The organism is Lactobacillus sp. ESL0701 (assembly GCF_029433445.1).
GTDB lineage: Bacteria > Bacillota > Bacilli > Lactobacillales > Lactobacillaceae > Lactobacillus.
This window is the reverse complement of the sequence record NZ_JAQTIC010000008.1, coordinates 60,994-86,992: the sequence shown is the minus strand read 5'-3', so window position 1 is coordinate 86,992 and position 25,999 is coordinate 60,994. Positions and strand designations below refer to the sequence as shown.

Sequence of the window (25,999 nt, the reverse complement as noted above, 5' to 3'; positions counted from 1 at the left end):
ACACAGTAGTTAAGCTTCTTCACGCCGAGAGTAGTTGGTGGGAGACTGCCTGCGAGGGTAGGACGCTGCCGTGCTTTTTTAATATTCCGGCTTAGCTCAGTTGGTAGAGCGCTTGACTGTTAATCAAGATGTCGTCAGTTCGAGTCTGACAGCCGGAGCAAGGTAAAAGGAAGAGGACCATTGGTCCTCTTTTTTGTGGTCTTTAAATCGGGAAAACCTGTGTTTATATTGATATAAAGGGTATAATAAAAGCAGATACATATTATTTAAAGGAGGAAATCACATGGTAGGAATTTTACTTGCTAGCCATGGTGGGTTTGCAGATGGTATTGCTCAATCAGCACAAATGCTATTTGGTGAACAGGATAATTTTGCTCATGTAACGCTATCGCCTGATGAAGGACCAGAGGATATTCATGACAAAATGAAACAATCAATAGCATCATTTTCTAATCAAAATGAAGTGTTGCTATTAGTAGATCTTTGGGGAGGAACGCCATTTAACCAAGCTAATACTTTGCTTGAGGATCATCCAAATTGGGCAATTGTAACTGGTATGAATTTACCAATGGTTGTTGAGGCGTTAACGCAAAGATTGACTAATCCTGATGCGACAGCGCAACAGGTTGCCACTGCAATTATTAATTCGGCTCGTGATGGTATTAAAACAAAACCGGTTGATTTAATGCCGCAACAGACTGCAACAGATGAGGCAGCAGTACCTGCTAAAACGCAAAAATCGATTCCAGCTGGAACGGTAATTGGTGATGGTCATCTTAAAATCGTGTTAGCCCGGATTGATTCACGGTTGCTTCATGGACAAGTTGCTACTGGTTGGATCCCAACAATGCATCCTGACCGGGTAATTGTTGTTTCGGATCGAGTTGCCAAAGATGAAATGCGTAAAAGCATGATTCGTGAAGCAGCGCCAGCTGGTGTGAAGGCTCATACGGTTCCATTGAAAAAAATGGTCGAAATTGCTAAGGATCCACGTTTTGGTGATACTCATGCTTTATTACTGTTTGAAAATCCGGAGGACGTTCTGACAGTAATTAAGGCAGGCGTGAATATTAAAACTGTCAACGTTGGGTCAATGTCATATTCAGTTGGCGATGTTAATGCCAACAATGTTTTATCAATGAACCAGCAGGATGTTGATACTTTTCACGAACTTGAAAAAATGGGCGTTAAGTTTGATGTTCGTAAAGTTCCAACTGATAAGTCAGGCAATATGGCTGCAATTTTGAATAAAGCCCAAAATTTGCTTGATGAGCAAAATAAATAATGAATAAGGAGTGAAAAAATGAACGCTATACAAATGGTTTTAGTTGTTCTAGTTGCTTTCCTTGCAGGTATGGAAGGTATCTTAGATCAATGGGAATTTCACCAACCGCTGGTTGCTTGTACATTAATTGGTTTGGTTACTGGACACCTTGACTTAGGAGTTATTTTAGGCGGCCAATTGCAAATGATTGCGCTAGGTTGGGCTAATATCGGTGCCGCAGTTGCGCCTGATGCAGCTTTAGCATCTGTTGCTTCGGCAATTATCTTGGTTCAGAGTGGTCAAGGTACAAAAGGAATTGGGATGGCCACAGGGATTGCGATGCCTTTGGCAGTTGCCGGTCTATTTTTAACGATGATTGTCCGGACAATTTCAACTGGGATTGTTCACATTATGGATGCCGATGCTAAAAAAGCAAATTGGCGCAAAATTAATATGTGGCAATGGATTGATGTTTGTTTGCAAGGATTAAGAATTGCGATTCCAGCTGCTTTACTACTGGCGATTCCAGCATCGACAGTTCAGTACTGGCTAGGATTGATGCCAACCTGGTTAAGCGATGGCATGTCAATCGGTGGTGCAATGGTTGTAGCTGTTGGTTACGCAATGGTTATCAACATGATGGCTAGCCGTGAAGTGTGGCCATTCTTTGCTATTGGTTTTGCTTTAGCTGCAATTAAAGATTTAACATTAATTGCTCTAGGTGCAATCGGTTTGGCTTTAGCGATTATGTACTTGGCTCTTGAATCAAAGGGCGGCAGCAATTCAGGTTCAGCTAATGAAGGTACCGGCGATCCACTCGGCGATATCATTGATGATTATTAAAGTGATACTAAGAGGAGGATTTTATAATGGCTGATTCAAAAATAAAATTAACAAAAGCCGACCGCTTCAAGGTTATGTGGCACTCACAATTTTTGCAAGCATCATGGAACTATGAAAGAATGCAGAATGGTGGTTTTGCATACTCATTAATTCCAGCATTGAGAAAATTATATCCGGACAAAGATGATATGGCAGAAGCTTTGCAACGCCATTTGGTGTTCTTCAATGTTCACCCGTACCTAGTTTCACCGATTTTAGGTGTTACTTTGGCTTTAGAAGAAGATAAAGCTAATGGTGCTGAGGTTGAAGATGAAGCTATCCAAGGGGTTAAGGTCGGGATGATGGGACCTTTAGCCGGCGTTGGTGACCCGGTTTTTTGGTACACTGTACGACCGATTGTTGGTGCTTTGGGTGCTTCAATGGCAATTCAAGGCAATATCTTAGGACCAATTTTGTTCTTTGTTATCTGGAATGTAATCAGATTAGCATTTATGTGGTATACACAAGAATTTGGTTACAAGGCTGGGTCTGCAATTACTAATGATGTATCTGGCGGATTATTGCAAAAGGTTACCCGTGGTGCTTCAATGATGGGGATGTTTGTCCTTGGTTCATTAATTGAACGCTGGGTTAACATTAAATTTACGCCAATTGTTTCTAAGACGCCGGTTCAAAAAGGCGGCTACATTGATTGGAACTCGTTACCAGCTGGTGCTAAGGGCATCCAACAAGCATTAATTGGTCAGAGTAATGGCTTATCGCTGACAAAATTCAAGACGACGACATTGCAGAATAATCTTGATAGTTTAATTCCTGGATTAGCTGGGTTACTATTGACTTTTCTTTGTATGTGGCTGCTCAAGAAGAAGGTATCACCAATTGTAATTATTATTGGTATCTTCATCGTGGGTGTTGTGCTTCACGTGTTGCACGTTCTTTAATTAACAATGGTTAAATCAAGCAATACTAAGGTCACCTTAACACTAAGTGCCACTTGGTTTCGCGGGATTGCGACCTATGGCAAAGTGATGGTGGGCGATCAAGCATTCGAATTTTATAATGAGCGAAACTTAAATGATTACGTCCAGATTCCGTGGGCGGAAATTACTTGCGTAGTTGCTGATGTTCATTTTCATGGTCGCTATATTCCGCGGTTTGAAATCCGTACACGCAAGAATGGTACATTTATCTTTTCGACTCGTGATAATAAAAAGACATTGCGCGCAATCCGTAATTACGTGCCAAGTAATAATTTGCGCCAGGCATTAGGCTTGTGGCAAAAGTTAAAACGCCGGCTTAAGTCATAATTTAGGCAAAATAAAATACTTAGATCAATTCTGATCTAAGTATTTTTTTTGTTTATTCAGCTTTTTCTTTGCGCCATAGTTTAGCAATTGCATAAAGAATAATGAAGATTGCTAATGCCGAAATCATGGCAACTCTGTTTTCTGGTAGAACCAGCAAGAGAATAATCATTAAGATAAAGAATACTAATGTCGCGTAATCAAAGTACGGGAAGCCTGGCATCTTAAAGCTGGTTAGTTGATCTTCCGGAGTTACCTTTCTGTAAGCCACATGCGAGAGCAACATAATGCACCAGATGATGAGGAACATACTAGTAGTTGTCGATGAAATAAAGGTGAAGGCATCATTACCGATCATAATGATTAATAATGGTGCAAGCTCAATTAAGCAGGCAGACAGGATTAAACCATTTTGTGGTAATTGACGGTGTAAGTGACCAAAAGTTTCATTCCATTTGCCCTTACCGTTAAAGGTAATCGAAAATAGTAGTCGCCCAGCACTGTAAAGCACGCTGTTGGTTGAAGAAATAGCGGCAGATATAACCACAAAGTTAATCAGTGAGCCAGCATTGTGGATTCCTGTTGCAGCAAGAGTTTGTACGAATGGACTGGAACTAGTCGAAACTTTGTTCCAAGGGATGACTACTAAGATTGCCACAATTGCTAAAACGTAAAAGAGGATAATTCTAGTAGGTACTTCGTTGATTGCCTTGCTGATAGTTTTTTTGGGATTTTGTGCTTCAGAGGCGGTAAAGCCCAAGAGCTCGATACCAACAAAACTGAAGATAACCATTTGAAAGCCTGATAAAAAGCCAATGCCACCTTTAGCAAAGAAGCCGCCATTATTAAATAGGTTGTTAAAACTGACAGCGCCATAAGTGGTATTTTTACCGGTAATCATCAGGTAAGCAACTAGGATAACAAAGGCCACAACCGTTACAATTTTGATAATAGCAAAACTGAACTCTAGGTTACCAAATAGTCGTGCTGATAGCATATTAATGCCTAATAAGACGGCTATTGTAACTAGCCCCGGCACCCAGGTCGGTAAATGAGGGAACCAATATTGGAAATAAATTCCCAGGGCGGTCATTTCCGCCATTGCTAGGGTGATTAAACAAATCCAGTATAGGTAACCGGTGATAAAGCCAGTGTCCTTACCTAAGTATTTTTCAATAAATTCGATGTATGAATGCTTGCTGAGGTCAGAAATAATCAGTTCTCCCAATGCCCGCATCAAGAAAAAGAGAAAAATACCGACAATTAGGTAGATGAGGATAACACTTGGACCAGCCTTTTGAATACTGTTGCCAACTCCAAGGAAAAGTCCCGTTCCGATAGTTCCGCCTAATGCAATTAATTGAATGTGAGTATTGGTTAGCGATCGCTCATATTCAGTAGAATCTTTTTTGTCCATAAAATTACTCCAATTTAATCTTTAAAAATATTTTTCGGTTGGTGAATGCGCCGCAAGAGGCTAGATCGCCCGTTCTTGGTGCCAGATCTTGCTGACAGCCCATAAAATAATAAAAATCAGAATCGCACTAATCATTGCCATGCGATTGGCTGGTAATGATAGTAATAAAATAATCATCAGACCAAAAAAGACTAGTGTTAGATAATCTAACCACGGATACTGTGGCATTCTAAAGTCAGTTAACTTGTCAGCCGGCGTTTGCTTGCGATAAGACAAGTGAGTTAAGATCATCAAGCACCAAATAATTAAAAACATACTGGTTGAGGTTGAAGAAATAAAATTGAATGCCTGATTACCAATTAAGATAATTACTAATGGTGCCAATCCCATTAGGCAGGCTGATAAGATCAAACCGTTTTGTGGTAATTGACGGTGTAAACGACCAAAGGTTTCATTCCATTTGCCCTTACCATCATAGGTGACGGAAAAAATTAATCGTCCAGCACTATATAGGAAACTGTTGGTTGAGGAAACGGCCGCAGAAATTACAACGAAGTTAATAATTGAGCCGGCATCACGAATCCCCGTAGCTCCTAAAGCTTGGACAAAGGGACTAGAGCTAGTTGCAATTTTATTCCATGGAATAACCAGCAAGATTGCCAAAATAGCCATGACATAAAATAAAATGATTCGCAATGGTAACTCATTAATCGCTTTTCTAATGGTAACTTTGGGATTTTGTGCTTCAGCTGCCGTTAAGCCAATTAGTTCAACGCCGACGAAGCTAAAAATTACCATTTGAAAACCGCCAAGAAAGCCATTGGCACCAGTGGCAAAGAAGCCACCATTTTTAGTTAAGTTACCAAAACCAACGGGACCAAAGCTTGTCTTTCCACCAGTAACTAAGAGGTAGGCAATTAGCAAGACAAAGGCAATAATCGTTACAATTTTGATAATGGCAAAACTAAATTCCAAATTACCAAATAACCGTGCTGATAATAGGTTGATAAAGAGCAAGATAACAATGGTAATTAATCCTGGCACCCAGGTTGGCAAATGCGGGAACCAATACTGAAAGTAAATTCCCAAGGCGGTCATCTCCGCCATGCCTAAACTTATCCAGCTGATCCAATACAGGTAGCCGGTAATAAAACCGATGTTCTTGCCTAAATATTTTTCGATAAATTCGATATAAGTGTGCTTGTGCAAGTCGGAAAGAACCAACTCACCTAAAGCTCGCATTAAAAAGTAAAGAAAAATACCAACAATGATATAAATTAAAATTACGCTTGGGCCAGCTTTGTGAATACTGTTGCCAACTCCCAAGAAAAGACCGGTGCCAATCGTGCCACCAAGCGCGATTAACTGGATATGCGCGTTAGTTAGTGTGCGTTCATATCCAGAATTGGTCTTTGGGTCTTCTTTTGACATTTAACCACTCCAAATCAATAAGTATTATGTTACATTAATGTTACATTATTCTATTTTAGCATTTATAAATGAGTTTTGCATTAGTAGATGAAAACTTTGATAAATTGTAACTTTTATAATGAAATTAGTAGTTGATTACGAACTGGCGCCATTTTAGATTAAATGTTATCATTAATATTATTAAAAAATAATTAGGAGAAGACGGCAGATGTTTACTTTTGATCAGTTTACAATTAATGGCTTGAAGATTGCATTAGTCTTACCGGAATTAGATCAGGCACCAGCATTATTGGCGTTAGTTACTAAAGACCGTGAACAGATTGGGCGCTGGCTGCCATGGGCAGAAACTACTGAAACTGTTAGGGATGAAGTCAACTTTATCAAAATGACACGAGAAAAAACGGCTAATTACCAGATGCTGGAATTAGTAATCATGGTAAATGATCAAGTTGCAGGGATGCTTGACTTGCACAATCTTAATCGTCAGAATCAGTGTGGTGAAATTGGTTACTGGTTAGGTAGCGAATTTCAAGGACAAGGTATTATGACTATGGCAGTTAAACGGCTAATTAGATTAGCTTTTGCCAAGCTGAATTTACACCGGCTTGACTTATTGGCCGATCATGAAAACAAGTCTAGTCGGGCAGTAGCAAAGCGTGCAGGCTTGGAACATGTTGCCTTGCTCCGTGCTAAAGTTAAATATCATGGTGAATTTCGCGATATGGATCTTTATACAATCATTAATGAAGCAAATTAAAAAGCATACTGTTAACAAGCAGTATGCTTTTTATGGTTTATTTATCATTGTAGCCATTTGGATGTGATTGGTGCCATTTCCAGGCACTGGACATGACTTCTTCCGCGCTTTCGTGCTTTGGCTGCCAGTGCAAAATTGTTCGTGCTTTAGTAGAATCGGCTACTAGTGAGTCGGGGTCACCGCCACGCCTTGGTCCCATCGTATAAGGAATATCAATGCCGGTAACTTTGCGTGCTGCCGCCAAAATTTCCAGGTTAGAATAGCCGTGAGCAGTACCTAAGTTGAAGACATTAGATTGATTGGTTTTCAATAAATAATCTAAAGCTAGTAGGTGCGCGTCGATTAAATCTTCGATTTGCACATAGTCGCGAACGTTGGTGCCATCCTTAGTGTCATAGTCATTACCAAAAATGGTAAACTTGCCATCACCAGAAATTGCACTCTTTAAAATATTAGGAATTAAGTGGGTTTCAGGCGCATGGTCTTCACCAATGGAGCCGTCGCTGGCAGCCCCGGCAACGTTAAAGTAGCGTAAGGCAATTGACTTAATCCCATCAGCCTTGTCAGCCCAGTGCATGATTTTTTCCATCATCATCTTGGTTTCGCCGTAAGGATTAATTGGGTCAAGCGGGGAATCTTCGGTAATTGGCAATTTCTTAGGGATGCCATAAGTTGCGGCGCTGGATGAGAAGACTAAGTATTTAACACCAACTTCGTTCATTGCTTCAAGTAGAGAAATCATGCCTGAAACATTGTTGTCGTAGTATTTCAATGGCTTTTTAACGGACTCTGGCACCAATGAGTAAGCCGCAAAGTGCATTACAGCAGCAATTTTTTCATTTCGTAGAATTTGGCTGACCAAAAATTTATTTTCGATATCGCCTTGATAAAATTTGGCCCGTGGATCGACAGCCTTTCGGTGACCGGTGTATAATGCATCGAGTACAACAACATCATTACCGTTTGCAAGTAATTTTCTAACAGCAATTGAGCCAATGTAGCCCGCGCCGCCAACAACTAAAACACGCATAGTTTCCTCCATTAGATATTTAATTTAATCAAATAAATTCTAGCACAATTAAGACAGTATTGAATATCTTTCAAGCAATAATTGACAGAGAGAATGTTTTACAATATACTTACTTTTAGTAAGAGAATTAGAAAAGGAGTCAGACAATGATTCATAATTCAACAATTGATAATCAAATTAACCACCGTTCAATTCGGAAGTTTAAGGACCAAAAGTTAACTGCAGAACAGTTAGAAACCTTGTACACGGTTTTTCAACATACTGCGACTAGTATGTTCATGCAAAATGCAACACTGCTGCATATCACCGATGAAGCCAAAAGGGCTAAAATTCGGGAATTGTGCAACCAAAAATATGTGGGTGCAGAAGGTGACCTGTTCATTTTTGTAGTGGACCTGTATCGCAACCAGCAAATTCGCCAGCAATTGGGCAAAGATGATGGCCGGGTACACATGAGCGACCTATTTATGCAGGGAATGGATGATACTCTACTTGCATGGCAAAATGTTGCTAATGCGGTAGAGAGCATGGGTTTAGGTTATGTGCCGCTAGGAACAATTAATGACCATCCACTGGCCATGCTTGACGTCTTGGACTTGCCGCAGTTGACATTCCCAGCACTTGGGATGCAGGTTGGGGTGCCCGACCAAGAACCGCAATTGAAGCCACGTCTACCGCTGCAATTTACCACGTTTGAAAATGACTATCCACGTGATTTTCAAGTTAGTGATTTGGCAGATTATGATAAGCTGGTAACGACTTACTATGATTTGCGCGATTCTAACCGCCGAATTGATTCCTTTACCAAGCAGATTAGTGGTGCTAAGCTCGACAGTCATAAGATTGACCGCGACCAATTGCCGGAATTGCTGCATCAGCAGGGATTATGTCTTGATTGGCAGTAAGATGAGTTTGATTTGATAATTTTTATTGCGTGACGTTTTTTCTTTTGGTATAATTTAAACGTTACGAGTTGCTGATTTAGCTCAGTCGGTAGAGCGTTTCCCTCGTAAAGAAAAGGTCGCCAGTTCGATTCTGGCAATCAGCATTTTTAAGAGTAATTCAAAGTAATCAACCTTGATTTATCAACGTTTTTCGCAGATAAGTTAAGGTTGATTTTTGTTAATAATAGATATTTGGCACATAAAATGACACCAGAAAATAAAATTTGGTGCCAGTAATTTTTAGAGAAGTAAAATAGATATTGATTTAGCAGGCTTTATGCCTGCTTTTTTGGTAAATGTGATAAGCTTGCCTTCTAAGATAATAAGTAATTTTTAGTGATAAATTAATACTGATTTTTATTTTATTTAGTGTTAAAATAAAATAAAATTTATTATGTTTTTTTAAGGAGAAATAATTTGAAATTCAAAAAAATATTGGCTAGCCTGATCGCAAGTCTTGGCTTGATAGCAGGCAGTGGAATGATTATAAGTACAGCAAATAATTCGGTATATGCAGCGACAATCACGCATACTATTCCTCGAAAATTCCGTGGTATTTGGTACCAAAAGGGGTATGATGGAATGTATTACATTGAAAACTATCGTGCAAATTCTGAAGCGTACTATGATACAAATACTAGGAAGCAAGATGTTTATTTTGAACCTGTATCAGTTAAAAAGATTAGCTCAAATAAATGTAAAGTATGGTCAGCATCTGAAAAGAATTATAAGACAACATTGACTTTGAAGCATATCACTTATAATGGTAAAAAGTACAAGATGTTGGCTGTCAAAAAGGGAAATAATCCTGCATTATATTATTTCAACCATAAAATTAATCGCTTTTATTCTGCCAAACGTGGATTTATTAAATAAGCGGTGACAAATTGTTAAACACTTTAAGCTCATTTGCTTAAAGTGTTTTTTGGTACAAAATTTGAATTTACGTAAAGTTATGCTTGGTTAAAACTGATTAAAAAACACGTTTTCAGATCAATTATTATCCGAAAACGTGTTTCTAGTTTTTTAAAAAATTATTCGCCTAAGTAAGCAAAGGCCACTTTTTCATCATAAACATGTAGCATTTTATCAAGGACGAAACGGCAAGCAAGGGCAACGGCAGCTGGGATGATAAGCCAAGCGATTAGCGCCAACAGCCAACTAATACTGTTGGCGCCAGCATTAAGAGAAGCCAGCGGACCAACAATTCCTACAAGACCAAAGCCAGCTGAAGCAGGAGTGCCACAAATGTGCCATAGGGCTACTGGCAATGCGGAAATTGTTGAAGTGATGATGATTGGCAGCATAATAATTGGATGCCGGAATAAGTTAGGAATCATCATTTTCATGGCTCCTAGGGCAACGGCGATGGTAACGCCAGCCTTGTTAACCTTCCATGAGTGGACAACTAGCACGATTGTAGTTGCGGCAACGCCCATAGCGGCAGCACCAGCAGCAATTCCGTTAAGTTGGATTGCCATCCCAATGGCAACTGTTGAAACTGGAGTAACAATTAAGAGCGAGAACATCCATGAAATCAAGATACACATTAAAATTGGTTGCAGTTTGGTAAAGGAATCAATGATAGTACCTAAACCGGTTGTGATTTTACTGACAAATGGCAAGAGTAGAAAGCCAAGATAGGCGGAACCGCCGCCGACTACAATTGGACTCAGGACAATCTTAACCGAACCAAAGAGGTTACCAACTAGCATTGTTAGGAAAACGGCGATAGCAGCAGTAATCATTGTGTTAATCAAGTCACCAGTACCAGATGAAATAAAAATTCCGGCTTGCTTAGTTGCAGGGTTAATTGCTTGGGCGTTAAATTGGGTAACCCCTGAGCCAACATAGGAAGCCCCAGCAACGATTGCGATATCGATTGGTGCAAAATCAAATTGATAAGCAATTAAGGCACCGATTAAAAGTGGGGTTGCTACTTGAAAAACCAGCAAAACGTGAGTTAATCCAAGGGTAAAAGTATTGTTCCCACACAATTTTAGAAGGGCACTCAAAACAGCATTAGGGATTAGACCGACAATAATTCCTGTCGCTGTCCCTGATAAAATTTTATTAAAAAATTCCTTTGCGGTAACTTTATTTTTGGTATTGTTCATAGTGTTGTTCCTTAAAAATTAATTTTATTTGGCAAAACCAATGTTGTACCAAATCGGGTGTTTGTTGGCACACATTGATGGGTCAACGGAATAGTTGGTCAGTTTGTTATTAACGGCAGTAATTGTATATTGGCTGTCCAGCGGCACAATGTATGCTTCATCGTTCATATAATTTTGCCATTTATGGAAGACTTTAACCCGATGCTGATGATTAAAAGAGGCGGGAGCATCCATTTCATTAATAAGCCGGGTGTTTTCTGGAGTAGCAAATCTTGAGTAGTTGCTTAGCGACTTTTCGCTATACAAGTTAGCTTGTGAAGGTTCGGTTGATAAACCAAAGCCACCAATGTAGGCGTTAACGTCAGGATTATCCTTGTTTAACTTATCATAGAAGGAGTTTTGTTCAGTCAGCCGACCGCCTAGAAGTCTAACGTCCAAGCCGATTTTATGCCATTGCTGCAGGTAATTTTGGATAATTGGCTCTTGGGTGGCGTTGCCGCTCATTGCCATAAAGTTAATCTTAAGTGGTTTGCCATTAGGCTGTGTGCGCCACTTGCCTTTCTTTTGGTATCCGGCTTTATCCAAAATTTCATTAGCTTTCTTTAGATTGAAGGTATAGCCTTTAGCATTTTTGTCAAAGTAATCGCCAAAGCCAGCTGGAATTAGTGTTGGAATTCGGAATTTTAGTCCTTGGGTATAGCGTTTGTCTACCTCATCAACGTTCATTGCATAGGCCATTGCTTGTCTGAGAGGTTTACTATTCATAATATTATTTTTGTCGACAACATTCTTTTCTTGTTTGCTATCCCATTTTCCGACTTTAAAGCCAAGATAGTAGTAAACAAGTGGCACTTGAGCAACAAAGTTGTAACCCTTAGTATTTTTGACTTGGTTCCACTGAGTATTGACAACGTTGATAACGTCAAATTTATGACTCTTGATTGCTTCAGAAGCTGAGTTGGTTGAAACCACCGAAGTCAAAATTTTATCTAATTTTGGCTTACCACGCCAGTAGTATTTGTTTGGCACCCAGGTAACGGATTGACCACGAACAATTTTTTGAACTTTATAAGGACCAAAGAATAGTGGCTCTTTTCTAACTTGGTCGCTAGACTGCAATTTATCAAAAGGAATGTTTTTCAAATAGTGATAAGGGGCGGCTGTTTCGCTGTAGCAATTGCTGCCAGCATTATACATTCCGGGATACATTCGTTGAAAGTGAATTACAATACTGCGTCCATTTTCGCCATCTGGATAAGTGATTCCAGAAATTGTTTTAGCTTTACCGTCGTGGTAGGCCTTTAAGCCGACGATATTTGCCATCTGATCGGTATAACGATCACAATTGGTCTTTTTATTAGCGATAATTTCGTAAGAATATTCTAGGTCTTTAGCGGTAACTTGTTTACCATCAGACCATTTAACGCCTTTTTTGGCAGTTACCGTGATTGTTTTGGCATTGCGGTTAACTTTAAGAGTGGCTGGACCCTTGTCATTAATTTTGTAATGATTGTCGTAGTAGAATAAGGTTTCATCGCCAAATTGGGAGGCTAAATAGTCGACCGTATTTTCTGAAATTTCATCTAAGAAAATTCCTTGAAATGGTGTGTCTGTTTCTAGAGCGACTTTAAGTGTACCACCTTGCTTGACCGGCTTTGCCGGTACCGTTGTTTTTAGCTTATTAACATCTTGTGTTGCACTGTTATTTGCGTTGTTATTGCTTTTGCCACAAGCAGTTAAAGCCAGAGCTGCTAGTGAAACTATGCCCAAATATTTAACAAATTTACCTTTCTTCATAATTATTACCTTCGATTTTGATATTATTTTATTGCAAGCATATTTATGTTGGTATAAATCATACCAGCATTAAAATTAAAATACAATATATTTTTTAATTTAATTTTATTTATTATGCTAATATGTATAATTGTTATTAGCAGATTTATCAAGAAAATAATTATGTATGCTAGAAAATATTGAGATTTAAAATGAGATAATATTTAAAATTTTAAATAAAAAACAAATTAAAGAAAGGATATCAAACAAAATGGTTATTAATATAATGAAGAAAGATTGCTATTATGAAGTCGCTTATACGGGTGGAATGGTTGCGCGGGTTTATTTGCTTGCAGCTAATATTTTTCGCTATTATGTTGATCCAACTGGTCAATATGCGCCGCCTAAACAGTCACAAGCGGGGTTACATGCAAGAATTTTGGCACCAACAGTAGCCGAATACGGCTCTACTTCAGTTAAAAGTAGAATTGAAAAGTCCGCTTCTGCATGGACAATTGTGACTGATAATATGAAGATTTGCTTTGCTAAAGATACTGGTGCAATGAGTGTTTGGGTGAGTGACAAACTTGTATTACAAGAAACGCGTCCAATTAGCGTCGGGATTGATGGTAGCACGCAATTTTTGCAGTCAGATACTGAGGCTAATTATTTTGGTGGTGGTACACAGAATGGTCGGTTTAATTTGACTCGGCAGCGGATTGTAGTTGCCAATACCAATAATTGGCTTGATCAAGGTGTAGCTTCGCCAGCGCCAGTTTACTGGTCAACAGCGGGTTACGGAGTTCTGCGTTACACTTTTACTCGAGGAGAGTATGACTTTGCTAGTAAAAATGCGAGCCTGGTAACTACTAAGCATGAAGAAAATCGTTTTGATGCCATTTACTTTTTTGCACCAACTCCTTATCAATTAATTCATACTTATCAACAATTAACCGGGTTACCGCTGCTATTACCAATATTCGGTTTTTATGAAGCACATTTAAATGCCTATAATCGTGATTATTGGGTAAAGGCCTCCCCACAAGAAAAGGGTGCGATTAAATATCCGGATGGTAATTACTATCGAGAGTATCATCCTCAGGAGTTGCCGGAAGAATTAAAAGAACAGACAATTCGTGAAACTTTAAATGGTGAACAAGGTGGTACAGCTTATTTGTTAAGTGCGCGGGGGATGATTGACCAATATTTAGCTAATGATATGCCGTTAGGATGGTTCTTACCTAATGACGGTTATGGTGCAGGTTATGGTCAGACAGATTCTCTGCAAGGAAACTTACAAAATTTAGCTGACTTTATTAAGTACGCGAATAATCGTGGTGTGGAAGTCGGTTTGTGGACCCAGCAAAATTTGGCACCTGTCGATCCAGAACATCCCCAAGTCAGTGATCGCGATTTTGAGAAGGAATTAGCAGTTGGGGTAACCGCGCTTAAAACTGATATGGCGTGGGTAGATGCAGGTTATTCTTTTGGTCTTAATGGTACACAAACTGCTGCAGCAATGATTAAAAAGGTTAAAGGTCAAGATTTACGCCCATTTATTATTACAATGGACGGTTGGGCTGGCACCCATAATACAGCTGCTGTCTGGACTGGTGATCAAAATGGCGGTCAGTGGGAGTACATTCGTTTTCAAATACCTACATATATTGGCGAAGGACTGTCTGGACAGCCAAATGTGGGGTCTGATATGGATGGGATTTATCTGGGGAATAATTCTGTGGTAAATACACGTGATTATCAGTGGAAAGCTTTTACCCCGATTCAGTTGAATATGGATGGCTGGGGAACTAACCCGAAGAATCCATTTGCTTTTTCATCAAGAATCACGGCTATTAATCGAGCATACTTAAAACAAAAGACAATGTTATTACCATATATTTATACTGCCGCTCGTGAAGCAATTGATACAGGTAAACCACTAGTGCGGGCATTATTTTTGGAATATCCAGATTTACCAGAATGCTATTCAGACTTAGTGAAGTATGAATATTTATGGGGTGAGTCATTTTTGATTGCACCGATTTATCAAAACACTGCTGCTGATGATGAGGGCAATGATATTCGTAATGGCATATACTTACCCGATGAACAGCAGGTTTGGCTTGATTATTATACTGGCGACGCTTATCAAGGTGGACAAGTCTTAAATAATTTTGCAGCGCCTATTTGGAAATTACCAGTCTTTGTTAAAGCAGGTGCAATTATTGCTAAAGCGCCTGCGACAAATACACCTAAAGAATATAAGCAGATAAAATTAACCCGCCAATTTGAAATTTATCCAGCGAAAAGTAATCAAGTTACGATTTACGAAGATGATGGTATCTCTGCGAAGTATCAGGATGGTGAATTTGCTCAAACAATGATTGAGACAGAGCAGGCAGCTGATGAATTATTAGTTAAAATTGCGCCAACAATTGGTCATTATGAGGGGATGGCTGTTCACCGAACAACAGAATTGGCAATTAAGATGAATCAACTGCCAAATACGATTGGGATTAAATTGGCTGGTCAAAAATGTAAATTAAGACAGGCAAAGGACTTAACTGAATTTGTTCAAGATGATAATGTCTATTACTTTGATAAACAGTATTTGCCTAATCCGTATTTGGCTGGAATGGGTACTAATTTAGGGCAGAGCTTTTTGCGGATTAAGCTAGAAACAGTTGACGTTAGTCAAACAGAAATTGAATTGCGGTTAACTGGCGTAGATATAACAGTTATACCTGAAAATTATTTACCGAATGAACAGGTTGCAACTAAAGCGCCAATAGATTTAAGTAGTAGTAGCATGCAAACGACAACTTTATCGTGGCAATATGCTGATGAGAGTTTGGGTCGTGTTACTTATAATGTTAAAGTTGACGGTGTGCTTTACACTGGCATCAAGGAACCGAAGTTGGTTGTTCACGGTCTGCTGCCAAATAAACAACATGCTTTTACAGTTCAAATTGTGACTGACAAGGGAACAACTGCTTGGAGCAATGAACAATTATTTTAAATATTATAACTAAACAGGAAGGCTTTAGTTAAAGTCTTCCTGTTTAGTTTGGTGTGAATAGCTGATAAAGTAGAAAAATTGTTTTAAAATGTTTAGTTAGTAAGACAAAGCATAGAAAAAACGATAAATTGCAATTATTTTTTGTTCATTTTATATAATTTAAACATATTCAAACATTGACAAACAAAAAAGAACAATTATACTAAAGATGAACTAAGTTAGTTGCTTAATCTAGTTTAAAAAGTAGGTAACCAATGTTAAAAAGTGAAAGACTAAAAACAATTTTACAAGTAATTAATACCCAAAAATTTGTTACTGTGGATGAATTAGCTCAGGCGCTGAAAGTTTCAGATATGACAATTAGACGTGACCTAAATGAATTGGATAAGTTGGGTAAGATTTCTAGAATTCATGGTGGTGCACAATTAATTTCAGATCAAATTAGAAATGAAAAGAGCTATCAGCAAAAGCGAGAAATACATAGTAAGGAAAAGCTTGAAATTGCTAAACGGGCTTGCAATTTGATTCATGAAAATGATTCTATTTATGTTGGCCCAGGTACTACTTTAGAATTAATGGTTGCTAATCTTAAGACTAAACATCTGCGAATTGTAACTAATTCGCTGCCTGTTTTTGAAGCAGCACGTAACAATCTTAATGATTATGAGTTAATTATGGTTGGTGGTTCATATAGAAGAATTAGTGGTGCTTTTTTAGGTACTCTTGCCAATAATGAACTAAAAACTATGTCATTTTCAGTTGGGTTTGTTGGTGCAAATGGGATTAAAAATACTTCTATAACAACAGCTAATTTGGAAGAAGGTCAGACTGAGAGTATAGGATTGGACCGTTCACAAAGTAAATTTGTCGTCGTAGATTATTCAAAACTAAATCATAGCGACTTTCATCAGTTTTATGATTTACGAAATGTGGATGGGTTAATTACTAATCACGAAGTAGGATCAGATGTAGAAAAGCATTACAGTCAATTTACAACTGTTTACAAGTAGTTTTACTGAGAGGAGATTAACTATGAAAGTTGTTATTGGTAGCGATAAAGATGGTTTTGAATTAAAAGAAAAGGTAAAAAATTATCTTAACGACCATGACTACGACGTTTTAGATGTAACGCCAGAACCAGCAGAAGACTTTGTTGAGTCAAGTTTGAAAGTTACGCATGAGGTAATGGATAACGGAATTAAAAAAGCAATCATGTTTGATGAATATGGTGTTGGTTCTGCTATGGCTTCAAATAAAGTTAAAGGCATGGTTACAGCTAATGTTAATGAGGAAAGAACAGCTCATATGACGGCGATGCATAATGGTGCCAAAGCAATTGCACTAGGTAGTGGCATTGTTGGTGATAAACTTGCGTATTCAATAGTGCAACACTATCTTGATACTGAATATGCTGGTGGTCGTCATCAAATTAGATTGAATATGCTTGAGGAAATGATTTAAGGAGGTTTTGTAAATGTTTGACAATGATAGACCACAACCAGAATTTATTGATCCTAAAATTAATAAGCACATGGTAATTGCCTTGGGTAATGACCATATTGTCACTCCAGTAAAAATGGCTATTTCTGATCATTTAAAAGAAGAGGGTTACCAAGTTATTGACGAGGGTACTCACGATAATACTAGAACGCATTATCCAATGTATGGTAAAAGAGTTGCTGAAGATGTGGCTGATGGTCGGGCGGATCTTGGTATTGTTCTTTGTGGAACAGGAATTGGCATTTCAACTGCAGCCGATAAAAATGAAGGCGTACGTGCTGCCATGGTTGGGGATGTTGCTCAGGCTGAATATGCTAGACGTGAATTAAATGCCAATGTTTTGGGATTTGGTGGTATTGTCTTAGGTCGTGATTTCATTTTTGATATTGTGGACTCATATCTGAATGCTAAGTATGAACCATCTGATGTCAATAGAAAACTCATTGATAAAATCGATCATATTGCTATACCTAATCCAGACCAAAAAGATAATGTCCACTTTTTTGATGAAGAAAACAAAAAATGGTCAGAAGGCGTATATCACGACTAGTTAATTATAATAAATAAAGTAATAAAATTTAATCGCACACATAAAGGTGACTCATACTCAATGAGTTACCTTTTTTATATTTATTTTAAAAAAGCGCTTGCAATAAACAGAAAATGAAGTAGAATTATTATATGAAGCAAACAAAAACGAACAATTTCAATCTACTTTGAACATAAATTTTGTACTACTTTAAATGGTAAGTGAAAGGAGAAACTAATATGTCTGCAGATATTGTATTTACTAGAATTGATAATCGATTGGTTCACGGACAGGTGGGGGTTAGCTGGACAAAAGCTGTTGGAGCAAATTTGATTGTTGTTGCAAATGATCAAGCAGCTCAAGATCCATTACAACAAAAGTTAATGTCTGTTACAGCAGATAGCTCAGGTGCTGGAATTAGATTTTTTACTATTCAGCATACTATTGACATCATCAATAAAGCAGCTGCGAGACAACATATTTTTATTGTTGTCAAAACTCCTACTGATGCACGGAAATTAATTGAGAATTCTGTTCCTATTAAGCAAGTTAATGTTGGAAATATGCATCCTCAAAAAGGCAAGGTTGAAATTTCCAAGAAAGTTTATATAGATCAGCAGGATAAGGATGATTTATTAGCGATTGCAAATTCTGGCGTTGATATTTTCATTGAAGATTATCCTGGGGATAGGAAATATCCTATTACACCCGAACTTCTTGCTAAGGCTTAAAAATTTATAGTATGAAAGGAGTGAAGTAATATGGCTATCACATTCACACAAGGTGTTTTAATTGCAATTTGGGCAATGATAGCAGGACTAGATTGTTGGCTGCAAGCATTTTATATTTTTAGGCCTATAATTGTATGCACTATTACTGGTTTAATTTTAGGTAATTTGCGGTTAGGTGTTATTGCTGGTAGTTTGACTGAACTAGCATTTGCAGGATTAACTCCTGCGGGTGGGACACAGCCGCCTAACACCGTACTTTGCGGTATTATGACTGTTGTTATTGCAGCGATGAACAATATTTCTCCAACTACTGCAATTGGTTTATCATTACCATTCGCAATGCTTATGCAGTATATATTGTTGTTCTTCTATTCAACATTCTCATTATTTTTATCTAAATTTGATAAGTATGCTGAAGAAGGCAATGCAAAAGCTTTTAAACGCTTGAATTATATTCCATTAATTATTGTTACTGTTTCATTTGGTATTGTTGCATTCTTGAGTGCCTATGCAGCTCAAGGACCAATGAAAGTATTGGTAAATTCAATGCCACATTGGTTAACACATGGTTTTGAATTAGCCGGAGGCATGCTTCCAGCAGTTGGTTTTGCAATGTTACTAAAGGTTATGTTAAAGAGTCGATATTTATCATATCTAATCTTAGGTTTTGTAATGGCATCTATGATTCCATTCTCAAATGTTTTGCCAGTTGCTTTAGTTGGTGTCGTATTTGCAATGATTGAATTTTATCATAATCGTGACCAGGCAAAATTAGAAACTAAGATTTTAAATGATCAACGTAATTCTGCAGGAGGTATGGACGATGGCATCTAACAGTAAAGAAAATAAAGATAGTATCTTTACTAAACATGAGATATCGATGTTGGGAATTCGTTCTAACTTAGTTCAGGCTTCCTTCTCATACGAAAGAATGCATGCGCCAGGTTGGACATGGGCACAATTACCATTTTGGGAGAAAATATATAAAGATGATCCTGAGGGGCTAAAAGCCGTAATGACCGATAATATGGAATTTATCAACAGTTCACCGCCTTTGTATCCTATTCTGATGGGCTTACTATTAACGATGGAAGAAAAGCACGTAGATCGCGCTACTATCAAAGGCTTAAAGAATGCAATCTTTGGTCCAATGGCAGGAATTGGTGATGCTATTTTCTGGTTTACAATTATGCCAATTGTAGGTGGTATTAGTGCTTCTATTGGTAAAGACGGTAATGTATTAGGACCAATCCTATTCTTTCTTGTATATTTGTTCCTGTTTTGGAGCAGAATCCCTTTAGCCCACTTGGGATATAATTTGGGAACTAAATCAATAGATGTTATTCAGGATAATTCCACAATTATTTCTCATGTTGCTTCTATTTTGGGTTTGACTGTAATTGGAGCATTAATTGCTAGTTATGTAAAAATGTCTTTAACTGTAAAGATTAGTGCTGGTAATTCAGCAATTAGCTTACAGAAAGCGCTATTAGACAAGATTTTCCCTAATATTTTGCCATTTGCATTCGTATTTTTGCTATATTGGCTATTGAAGAAAAATATTAATCCAATTTGGTTGATAGTTATTACATTTGCTTTGGCAATTGTAATGGCAGCAATTGGTTGGATGTAATAAGCTTCTATAGGAGACACATAGTGAGTAAAGTTAAAGTTATAGTAACAGGCCATGGTCTGTTTGCTTCTGGTATTAAAGGTGCTTTAGAATTATTGGCTAAAATCCCAGATAATTGGTTTTTTATTGATTTTTCTGAAGGTATGAGTGATACAGATTTAGAAAAGCAATATACAAAAATTATCAATTTTGATCAAGATCAAGTGCTATTTTTTACAGATCTAGCTGGTGGCACTCCTTATAAAGTTTCTGCAACTTTATCGACTAAAAGCACTGGAATTTCAGTTGTTTCCGGTGGGAATCTCAGTTCATTATTAGAAACTTTGTTCACGGATTATGATAATGCAGCTGAGTATGCACAAGATATTATAAAAATTTCTAAAAAAGGAACACAGGTTTTTTCACTTGATAATATAAAGTCTATTAATAAAAATCAAGATATTGAGAGTGATGGTATTTAAGTTAAATTATAAAAAGAGACATGACTATTCGTGCCTCTTTTTATAAAGGAGCAAGTATTAGTATGGTGATTGGTATTTGTTTTATTTTACTTAGTTTGGTAATAATGCTGTTGTTATTTGTGTTACAACGCAAAAAATATTTTTATATTGGTAATTTTGTCAATGATACTGATGGTTTAGTAATTAAACTATCTGAAACGGGACGTTATATTATCAATAAAACTATTTTTGGCAACAAAGTTAGTAAACAAGCAGTTTTTCAAATTGAAGAAGGAAAATATTTAGTGAAAAATCATGCAATCAAACTTGTTCCTGATAATGCAGTTAAGTATTATTTTCATAATGTTAATCAGCTTATTAGAAATAATTGGTTTAATAGTAAAAAAATGAAGCTAACATCTTCTGTTATTACTATTAAGAAGAGTACATTAGTAATGAATAATAATGAATTGCAAAAGTTTTCAGGTGGAAAGCTTGTAACGTTAAGGAATTTCAATAAAGTTTCAAAAAAGAGTAGTACTTAAGTCATGTATAATATTAGATATTTTAAATTTTTATCCATATATGTAATCGCTTGCAATCAATGATAGACTGTATTACAATAAGCATAAGCTAAATAGATGGATTGTTACTATTAAATTAGGCAAAACCGCAATTGTGATTTGAGTAAATAAACTCAAGTTAGTAATTGCGGTTTTTCTTTTTTCAAAAGAAGGCTGAGCAATGTTTAAAATAGTTCAAGTATTGAATAATAATGTGGCTGTTGTTCATGATAATTATGATAAGCAGGAAATTGTGATGGGTAGAGGATTGGCCTTTCAAAAAAAGAAGGGCGACATAATTTTTGATACTAATGTAGCCAAAATTTTTGCATTACAAGATTCACATACTGTTTCGGACTTAACAACACTTTTAGCTAATATTCCATTGGACTTTATTACTGAAAGTTATGATCTGATTAGGCGAGCCCAAGAAAAATATGACTTTCAAGTGGAAACGTATATTAATGTTACTCTAACAACTCACTTATTTGCGACATATGAACGGATACAGCGACATGAAGAAATTATTAACTATTTGCCGGATCTAAGTCCGAACTATCCTCTGGCTTACCAAATTGCGAAAGACTTTATGACGTATTTTCAAAAAGATCTGAGTATCAATTTCCCTAGTTACGAAAAAAAGAGTATTGCTCTTCACTTTATAAATGCGCATATTGATCAACCTGAGCATAAATCCTACTATCCTAATCCGAGCAGTCAGGTAGTTGCGATTGTTGAAAAGGCATTAGAACAAAATCATTTAGTACGAAATTCTAAAAATAATGGCGATTTTGATCGTTTATTGATTCATCTAAAATATTTTGTTGCTCGCTTACATGATCCACAAAATAAAGAATTAATTGTTTCGCAAAAAATGATTGCTGAAATTAAGGCTGAATATGTACATGCTTGGGCAATTGTTGAGGTGATAACAGAACAGATAAGACAACAGTTAAGTGTCAGTCTTTCAATGACAGAAAAAATGTATTTAACAATTCATATTGAACGTTTGTTACAGGAGGAAAAAGATGACATCCGAATCTAAAATTACTAAAGAAGAAATTTCAATGACAGGTTTTGCTATTGTTGCTTATGCAGGAGATGCCAGAACTTTTCTAATGCAGGCAATGGATAAAGCAAGTATAGGAAAAATTAATGAAGCCAAAAGTTTAGTTAAAAAGGCAGAGGAATCGATTAATTTAGCTCATAACGAGCAAACTAAACTGCTTAGCAAAGAGGCAGATGGCAATGAGCTAGACGTTACTTTTATTATGGTTCATGGTCAGGATACTTTGATGACTACAATGCTGCTAAAGGATGAAATGAAAACTATTATTGATTTGTATCAAAGAGTCAATAATTTGGAAGGAAAACCAATTGAATAATTAAACCAATTTTAAAGCTTAAATTTTTTAGGAGGAGAAAAAGATGAATGGCTTTACAAAGGTAATGGATAAAATGAAACCTTCTTTTGAAAAAATAGCAGCTAATCCATATGTTTCTGCTATTAGAGATGGTTTTATAGCGGCGATGCCGATAATTTTGTTTTCAAGTTTGTTTACTTTATTTGCATACGTTCCTAATTCTTGGGGCTTTTATTGGCCCAAAGAAGTAGAAAATGCAATTATGCTGCCATACAACTATTCAATGGGATTGTTAGGATTATTTGTGACTGCTACTTGTGCTAAAAATTTAACAGATTACAAAAATACAAAGCTGCCAAAAACTAATCAAATTAATGCAATGAATGTTATTTTAGCAGCAGAAATATCATTTATTATCATTGCAATTAAAGTTGGTAAAACAGGAATTGATTTAACATTCTTGGGTACACAAGGATTGATTGCATCTTATATTGTTGGACTAATTATACCTAACATTTATTCTGCTTGTGTAAAGAACAATATTACAATCAATATGCCGGATCAAGTACCGCAAAATATTTCACAAACTTTTAAAGATATTTTTCCCATGGCATTTTCAGTTGGATTGTTTTGGATTATTCAAATGGCGTTGGCTAAAGCATTTGGAGCAAACTTATCTGAATGTATTATTAACTTGCTTTCACCATTATTTAGAGCTGGTGATACTTATGGCGGTTTAGCGTTAATTGCTGGTGCAATGGCTTTCTTCTGGTTTATTGGTGTTCAAGGGCCATCAATTGTTACGCCAGCTGTTGCTGCCATTGAAATGTCTAATGTTGGTTTGAATCAACAGTTGATGCATGCTGGTGTTCAAGCAACGCATGTTCTAGTTCTTAATACGCAAGATTATGTTATGAATATGGGTGGTACTGGATCTACTTTGGTTGTTCCATTCTTATTCCTATTACTTGCAAAGTCAGCACAAAATAAAGCAGTTGGTAAAGCTGCCGTTATTCCTGGTTGTTTTTCAGTTAATGAACCAATTTTGTTTGGTGCGCCAATTATTATGAACCCAATCTTTTTCGTTCCATTTTTAGTAACACCAATGTTTAATGTTTGTTTATTTAAGTTCTTTGTTTCTACTTTACATATGAATAGTATTATTGCTACATTGCCATGGACAGTTCCAGCACCAATTGGGATTGTTGTCGGTACAGGATTTGCACCACTTTCATTTGTTTATGTAATTTTAGCATTAATAGTTGATGTCTTGATTTGGTTACCATTCTTTCGCTTTTATGACAATGATTTATACAAGAAAGAACAAGAAGATGCAGCTAAATTAGCTAGTGCCGCTAATTCTTCCGCTCAACCTGTAGCAGAAAATGTAAATCTTGATAATGGAACTACTACTGAAACTCAGACTGCTTCAGATAAAACTTTAACACAGGACACTAATATTATGGTGATTTGTGCAGGTGGAGGTACTTCTGGTATTTTAGCTAAAGCATTAAATAAGATGGCCAAAGAGCGTAACCTACCTTTGCATGCTGCAGCTCGTGCTTATGGGCAACATATGGATATTATTCACGATATGGACTTAATTATTTTAGCGCCACAAATGGATAGTATGAAAGCTAATTTAACACAGATTGCCGATAATGATGGTAGTAAACTAGTTACAACCACTGGTAGGCAATATATTGAATTAACCCAAAATCCGGATCAGGCTTTTCAATTTGTAATGAATAGTCTAAAAAACAACGATGGAGATAAATAATGGCTGAATTTAAATTTCCTGCTAATTTTTATTTTGGTGGTGCAACAGCAGCCTATCAATGCGAAGGAGCTACTAATGAGGATGGTAAAGGAGAAGTAATTTGGGATAAATATTTACGTGAACAAAATACAATCAATCCTAATCCATCATGTGACTTTTATCATCTGTATTCTGAAGATTTAGCTTTATGCAAAAAATTTAAAATTAACTCAATTCGTATTTCAATAGACTGGGCTCGAATTTTTCCTAAAGGTAAGGGTGAGATAGAGCCACGAGGTGTAGAGTATTATCATCATGTTTTTCAAGAATGCCATCGAAATGGTGTTGAGCCATTTGTGACTTTACATCATTTTGACACACCACAAAGTTTGCAGGATAAAGGAGGATGGTTATCTCAAGAAATGCTTGATGCCTTTCTTGAATATGCTAAGTTCTGCTTTAAGGAATATCAAGATGAAGTTCATTATTGGATAACAATTAATGAACCAACTTCAATGGCTTGTCAGCAATACGTTAGCGGTACTTTTCCACCAGCTTACCGTGATCAGTTTTCTAAATGCTTTCAAGCAGAATATAATCAAAATTTAGTTCATGCTAAAATTGTTAATGCCTATAAAAAAGCTGGTTATGATGGGAAAATAGGTATTGTCCATGCTTTACAGACAGTTTATCCAGCCTCCGATAGTTTGGGAGATCAACATGCTGCTGATTTAAAGGATGTTCTGGAAAATAGGTTTTATTTGGATGGTACTTTAGCTGGAAAGTATTCTGAAAAAACTTTAGCCTTAGTAAAAGAAATAATTATTTCAAATGATCAAAAAATGATTGCCATAAAATCTGAAGATGAGGTAATTTTGCAAAAAGCTGCACAACAATTAGATTTTGTGGGTGTCAATTATTATTTCTCTAAGTTTATGAAGGAATACCATGGAGAAACTAAGATTAGTCATAATGGTACCGGACAAAAGGGAACAGATATTAATCGAATGAAAGGAGTAGGTGAAGAAGTTCATCCACAAGATTTACCGGCTACAGATTGGGATTGGATAATTTATCCACAAGGAATATTAGATCAGCTTAAACGAATTAATAATAATTATCCGTTAGTCCATGAAATTTATATCACAGAAAATGGAATGGGCTACAAAGATCAATTTATTAGTCCAAATAAATTGATTGATGATACCCCACGAATAAAGTATTTACATGATCATTTGCAGAAAATAGCTGAAGCAATTGAAATGGGTATACCAGTTTGTGGTTACTTTGTTTGGTCGTTACAAGATATGTTTTCTTGGACAAACGGTTATTCAAAGCGTTATGGCTTGTTTTATGTTGATTTTAAAACGCAGGTAAGATACCCTAAGGCAAGTGCATATTGGTATAAAAAATTAGCCGAAACTAGGAAGGTACCCAAAGATATTAAAAATAAAAAATCATTGCATTTTTGATTGCGCTTTCATATAATGTTATATAGGTGATAAGTAGCATACAGAGCTTGTGCACCTATTGCGGCTATAAATAAAATTTAATATTAAAGTGGATTGTTACTACTGA

At 36.8% G+C, this 25,999-nt stretch carries 25 protein-coding genes and 2 tRNA genes; 22 read left to right on the top strand and 5 right to left on the bottom strand.

Annotation, left to right across the window (positions count from 1 at the left end):
* Positions 1-85 precede the first annotated feature (85 nt).
* From PT281_RS07160 to PT281_RS07140, 5 genes are all read left to right on the top strand, one after another.
* Positions 86-158 (top strand) — tRNA-Asn (locus tag PT281_RS07160).
* Positions 159-283: 125 nt separating this feature from the next.
* Positions 284-1,285 (top strand): mannose/fructose/sorbose PTS transporter subunit IIA, encoded by a 1,002-nt coding sequence (locus tag PT281_RS07155; RefSeq protein WP_277153308.1) that lies wholly within the window; start codon positions 284-286, stop codon positions 1,283-1,285.
* Positions 1,286-1,303: 18 nt separating this feature from the next.
* Positions 1,304-2,107 carry a PTS mannose/fructose/sorbose transporter subunit IIC gene (locus PT281_RS07150; RefSeq protein WP_277153306.1) on the top strand — a complete coding sequence of 268 codons (804 nt, stop codon included), beginning with the start codon at positions 1,304-1,306 and terminating at the stop codon, positions 2,105-2,107.
* 26 nt (positions 2,108-2,133) lie between these two features.
* A complete protein-coding gene (locus PT281_RS07145) occupies positions 2,134-3,048 on the top strand; it encodes a PTS system mannose/fructose/sorbose family transporter subunit IID (RefSeq protein WP_277131311.1) in 915 nt (304 codons plus the stop codon).
* Between the two features lie 6 nt (positions 3,049-3,054).
* Positions 3,055-3,414, top strand: a complete 360-nt coding sequence (locus tag PT281_RS07140) for a DUF956 family protein (RefSeq protein ID WP_277153304.1) — start codon at positions 3,055-3,057, stop codon at positions 3,412-3,414.
* A 52-nt stretch (positions 3,415-3,466) separates the two neighbouring features.
* Here PT281_RS07140 and PT281_RS07135 read toward each other — a convergent pair whose 3' ends face one another.
* Together PT281_RS07135 and PT281_RS07130 are read right to left on the bottom strand one after the other, a co-directional pair.
* Positions 3,467-4,828, bottom strand: coding sequence for an amino acid permease (locus PT281_RS07135; protein ID WP_277153302.1), 1,362 nt, complete (start codon positions 4,826-4,828; stop codon positions 3,467-3,469).
* A gap of 60 nt (positions 4,829-4,888) precedes the next feature.
* Positions 4,889-6,259: an amino acid permease gene (locus PT281_RS07130; protein ID WP_277153300.1), complete on the bottom strand. Its 1,371-nt coding sequence runs from the start codon at positions 6,257-6,259 to the stop codon at positions 4,889-4,891.
* A 208-nt stretch (positions 6,260-6,467) separates the two neighbouring features.
* Between PT281_RS07130 and PT281_RS07125 the strand changes: the two genes are divergently transcribed.
* The gene (locus PT281_RS07125) at positions 6,468-7,016 is read left to right on the top strand and encodes a GNAT family protein (protein ID WP_277153298.1); all 549 of its coding nucleotides are present in this window, start codon (positions 6,468-6,470) and stop codon (positions 7,014-7,016) included.
* Positions 7,017-7,053: 37 nt separating this feature from the next.
* Here PT281_RS07125 and galE read toward each other — a convergent pair whose 3' ends face one another.
* On the bottom strand, positions 7,054-8,046 hold the full coding sequence (gene galE / locus PT281_RS07120; protein ID WP_277153296.1) for a UDP-glucose 4-epimerase GalE: 993 nt from the start codon (positions 8,044-8,046) through the stop codon (positions 7,054-7,056).
* A 146-nt stretch (positions 8,047-8,192) separates the two neighbouring features.
* On the opposite strand from galE, the gene PT281_RS07115 reads away from it, so the two are divergent.
* The 3 genes from PT281_RS07115 to PT281_RS07105 all read left to right on the top strand — a co-directional run bounded on the left by PT281_RS07115 (position 8,193) and on the right by PT281_RS07105 (position 9,866).
* Complete coding sequence (locus PT281_RS07115) at positions 8,193-8,951, top strand: NADPH-dependent oxidoreductase (protein ID WP_277153294.1); 759 nt, start codon at positions 8,193-8,195, stop codon at positions 8,949-8,951.
* Positions 8,952-9,021: 70 nt separating this feature from the next.
* A tRNA-Thr gene (locus PT281_RS07110) sits at positions 9,022-9,094 on the top strand.
* Positions 9,095-9,470: 376 nt separating this feature from the next.
* A complete protein-coding gene (locus PT281_RS07105; protein WP_277153292.1) occupies positions 9,471-9,866 on the top strand; it encodes a hypothetical protein in 396 nt (131 codons plus the stop codon).
* 158 nt (positions 9,867-10,024) lie between these two features.
* On the opposite strand, the gene PT281_RS07100 is transcribed toward PT281_RS07105, so the two are convergent.
* Together PT281_RS07100 and PT281_RS07095 are read right to left on the bottom strand one after the other, a co-directional pair.
* On the bottom strand, positions 10,025-11,107 hold the full coding sequence (locus PT281_RS07100) for a PTS sugar transporter subunit IIC (protein WP_277153289.1): 1,083 nt from the start codon (positions 11,105-11,107) through the stop codon (positions 10,025-10,027).
* A 24-nt stretch (positions 11,108-11,131) separates the two neighbouring features.
* Positions 11,132-12,904 (bottom strand): oligopeptide ABC transporter substrate-binding protein, encoded by a 1,773-nt coding sequence (locus PT281_RS07095; RefSeq protein WP_277153287.1) that lies wholly within the window; start codon positions 12,902-12,904, stop codon positions 11,132-11,134.
* Positions 12,905-13,169: 265 nt separating this feature from the next.
* Here PT281_RS07095 and PT281_RS07090 point away from each other — a divergent pair, with 265 nt between their 5' ends.
* The 13 genes from PT281_RS07090 (at position 13,170) to lacG (ending at position 25,893) form a co-directional block, all read left to right on the top strand.
* On the top strand, positions 13,170-15,902 hold the full coding sequence (locus PT281_RS07090) for a TIM-barrel domain-containing protein (protein ID WP_277153285.1): 2,733 nt from the start codon (positions 13,170-13,172) through the stop codon (positions 15,900-15,902).
* A gap of 254 nt (positions 15,903-16,156) precedes the next feature.
* Entirely contained in the window at positions 16,157-16,912 is a 756-nt protein-coding gene (locus tag PT281_RS07085) for a DeoR/GlpR family DNA-binding transcription regulator (protein WP_277153283.1), read from the top strand.
* A 22-nt stretch (positions 16,913-16,934) separates the two neighbouring features.
* Positions 16,935-17,363: a galactose-6-phosphate isomerase subunit LacA gene (lacA, locus tag PT281_RS07080; RefSeq protein WP_277153281.1), complete on the top strand. Its 429-nt coding sequence runs from the start codon at positions 16,935-16,937 to the stop codon at positions 17,361-17,363.
* 70 nt (positions 17,364-17,433) lie between these two features.
* Entirely contained in the window at positions 17,434-17,952 is a 519-nt protein-coding gene (lacB, locus tag PT281_RS07075; protein ID WP_277153310.1) for a galactose-6-phosphate isomerase subunit LacB, read from the top strand.
* A 218-nt stretch (positions 17,953-18,170) separates the two neighbouring features.
* Complete coding sequence (gene agaB, locus PT281_RS07070) at positions 18,171-18,662, top strand: PTS galactosamine transporter subunit IIB (RefSeq protein WP_277153279.1); 492 nt, start codon at positions 18,171-18,173, stop codon at positions 18,660-18,662.
* 30 nt (positions 18,663-18,692) lie between these two features.
* Positions 18,693-19,496 (top strand): PTS galactosamine transporter subunit IIC, encoded by an 804-nt coding sequence (gene agaC / locus PT281_RS07065; protein WP_277153277.1) that lies wholly within the window; start codon positions 18,693-18,695, stop codon positions 19,494-19,496.
* A complete protein-coding gene (gene agaD, locus PT281_RS07060) occupies positions 19,486-20,295 on the top strand; it encodes a PTS galactosamine transporter subunit IID (RefSeq protein WP_277153275.1) in 810 nt (269 codons plus the stop codon). The genes agaC and agaD overlap by 11 nt, the downstream gene beginning before the upstream one ends.
* A gap of 23 nt (positions 20,296-20,318) precedes the next feature.
* Positions 20,319-20,756: a PTS sugar transporter subunit IIA gene (locus tag PT281_RS07055; RefSeq protein WP_277153273.1), complete on the top strand. Its 438-nt coding sequence runs from the start codon at positions 20,319-20,321 to the stop codon at positions 20,754-20,756.
* Between the two features lie 62 nt (positions 20,757-20,818).
* A complete protein-coding gene (locus PT281_RS07050; protein ID WP_277153271.1) occupies positions 20,819-21,280 on the top strand; it encodes a hypothetical protein in 462 nt (153 codons plus the stop codon).
* A 199-nt stretch (positions 21,281-21,479) separates the two neighbouring features.
* Positions 21,480-22,343, top strand: coding sequence for a PRD domain-containing protein (locus PT281_RS07045; protein WP_277153268.1), 864 nt, complete (start codon positions 21,480-21,482; stop codon positions 22,341-22,343).
* Positions 22,327-22,683: a PTS lactose/cellobiose transporter subunit IIA gene (locus PT281_RS07040; protein WP_277153266.1), complete on the top strand. Its 357-nt coding sequence runs from the start codon at positions 22,327-22,329 to the stop codon at positions 22,681-22,683. The genes PT281_RS07045 and PT281_RS07040 overlap by 17 nt, the downstream gene beginning before the upstream one ends.
* Positions 22,684-22,726: 43 nt before the next feature.
* Positions 22,727-24,442: a PTS lactose transporter subunit IIBC gene (locus tag PT281_RS07035; RefSeq protein WP_277153264.1), complete on the top strand. Its 1,716-nt coding sequence runs from the start codon at positions 22,727-22,729 to the stop codon at positions 24,440-24,442.
* The gene (lacG, locus tag PT281_RS07030; RefSeq protein WP_277153263.1) at positions 24,442-25,893 is read left to right on the top strand and encodes a 6-phospho-beta-galactosidase; all 1,452 of its coding nucleotides are present in this window, start codon (positions 24,442-24,444) and stop codon (positions 25,891-25,893) included. The genes PT281_RS07035 and lacG overlap by 1 nt, the downstream gene beginning before the upstream one ends.
* Positions 25,894-25,999 lie beyond the last annotated feature (106 nt).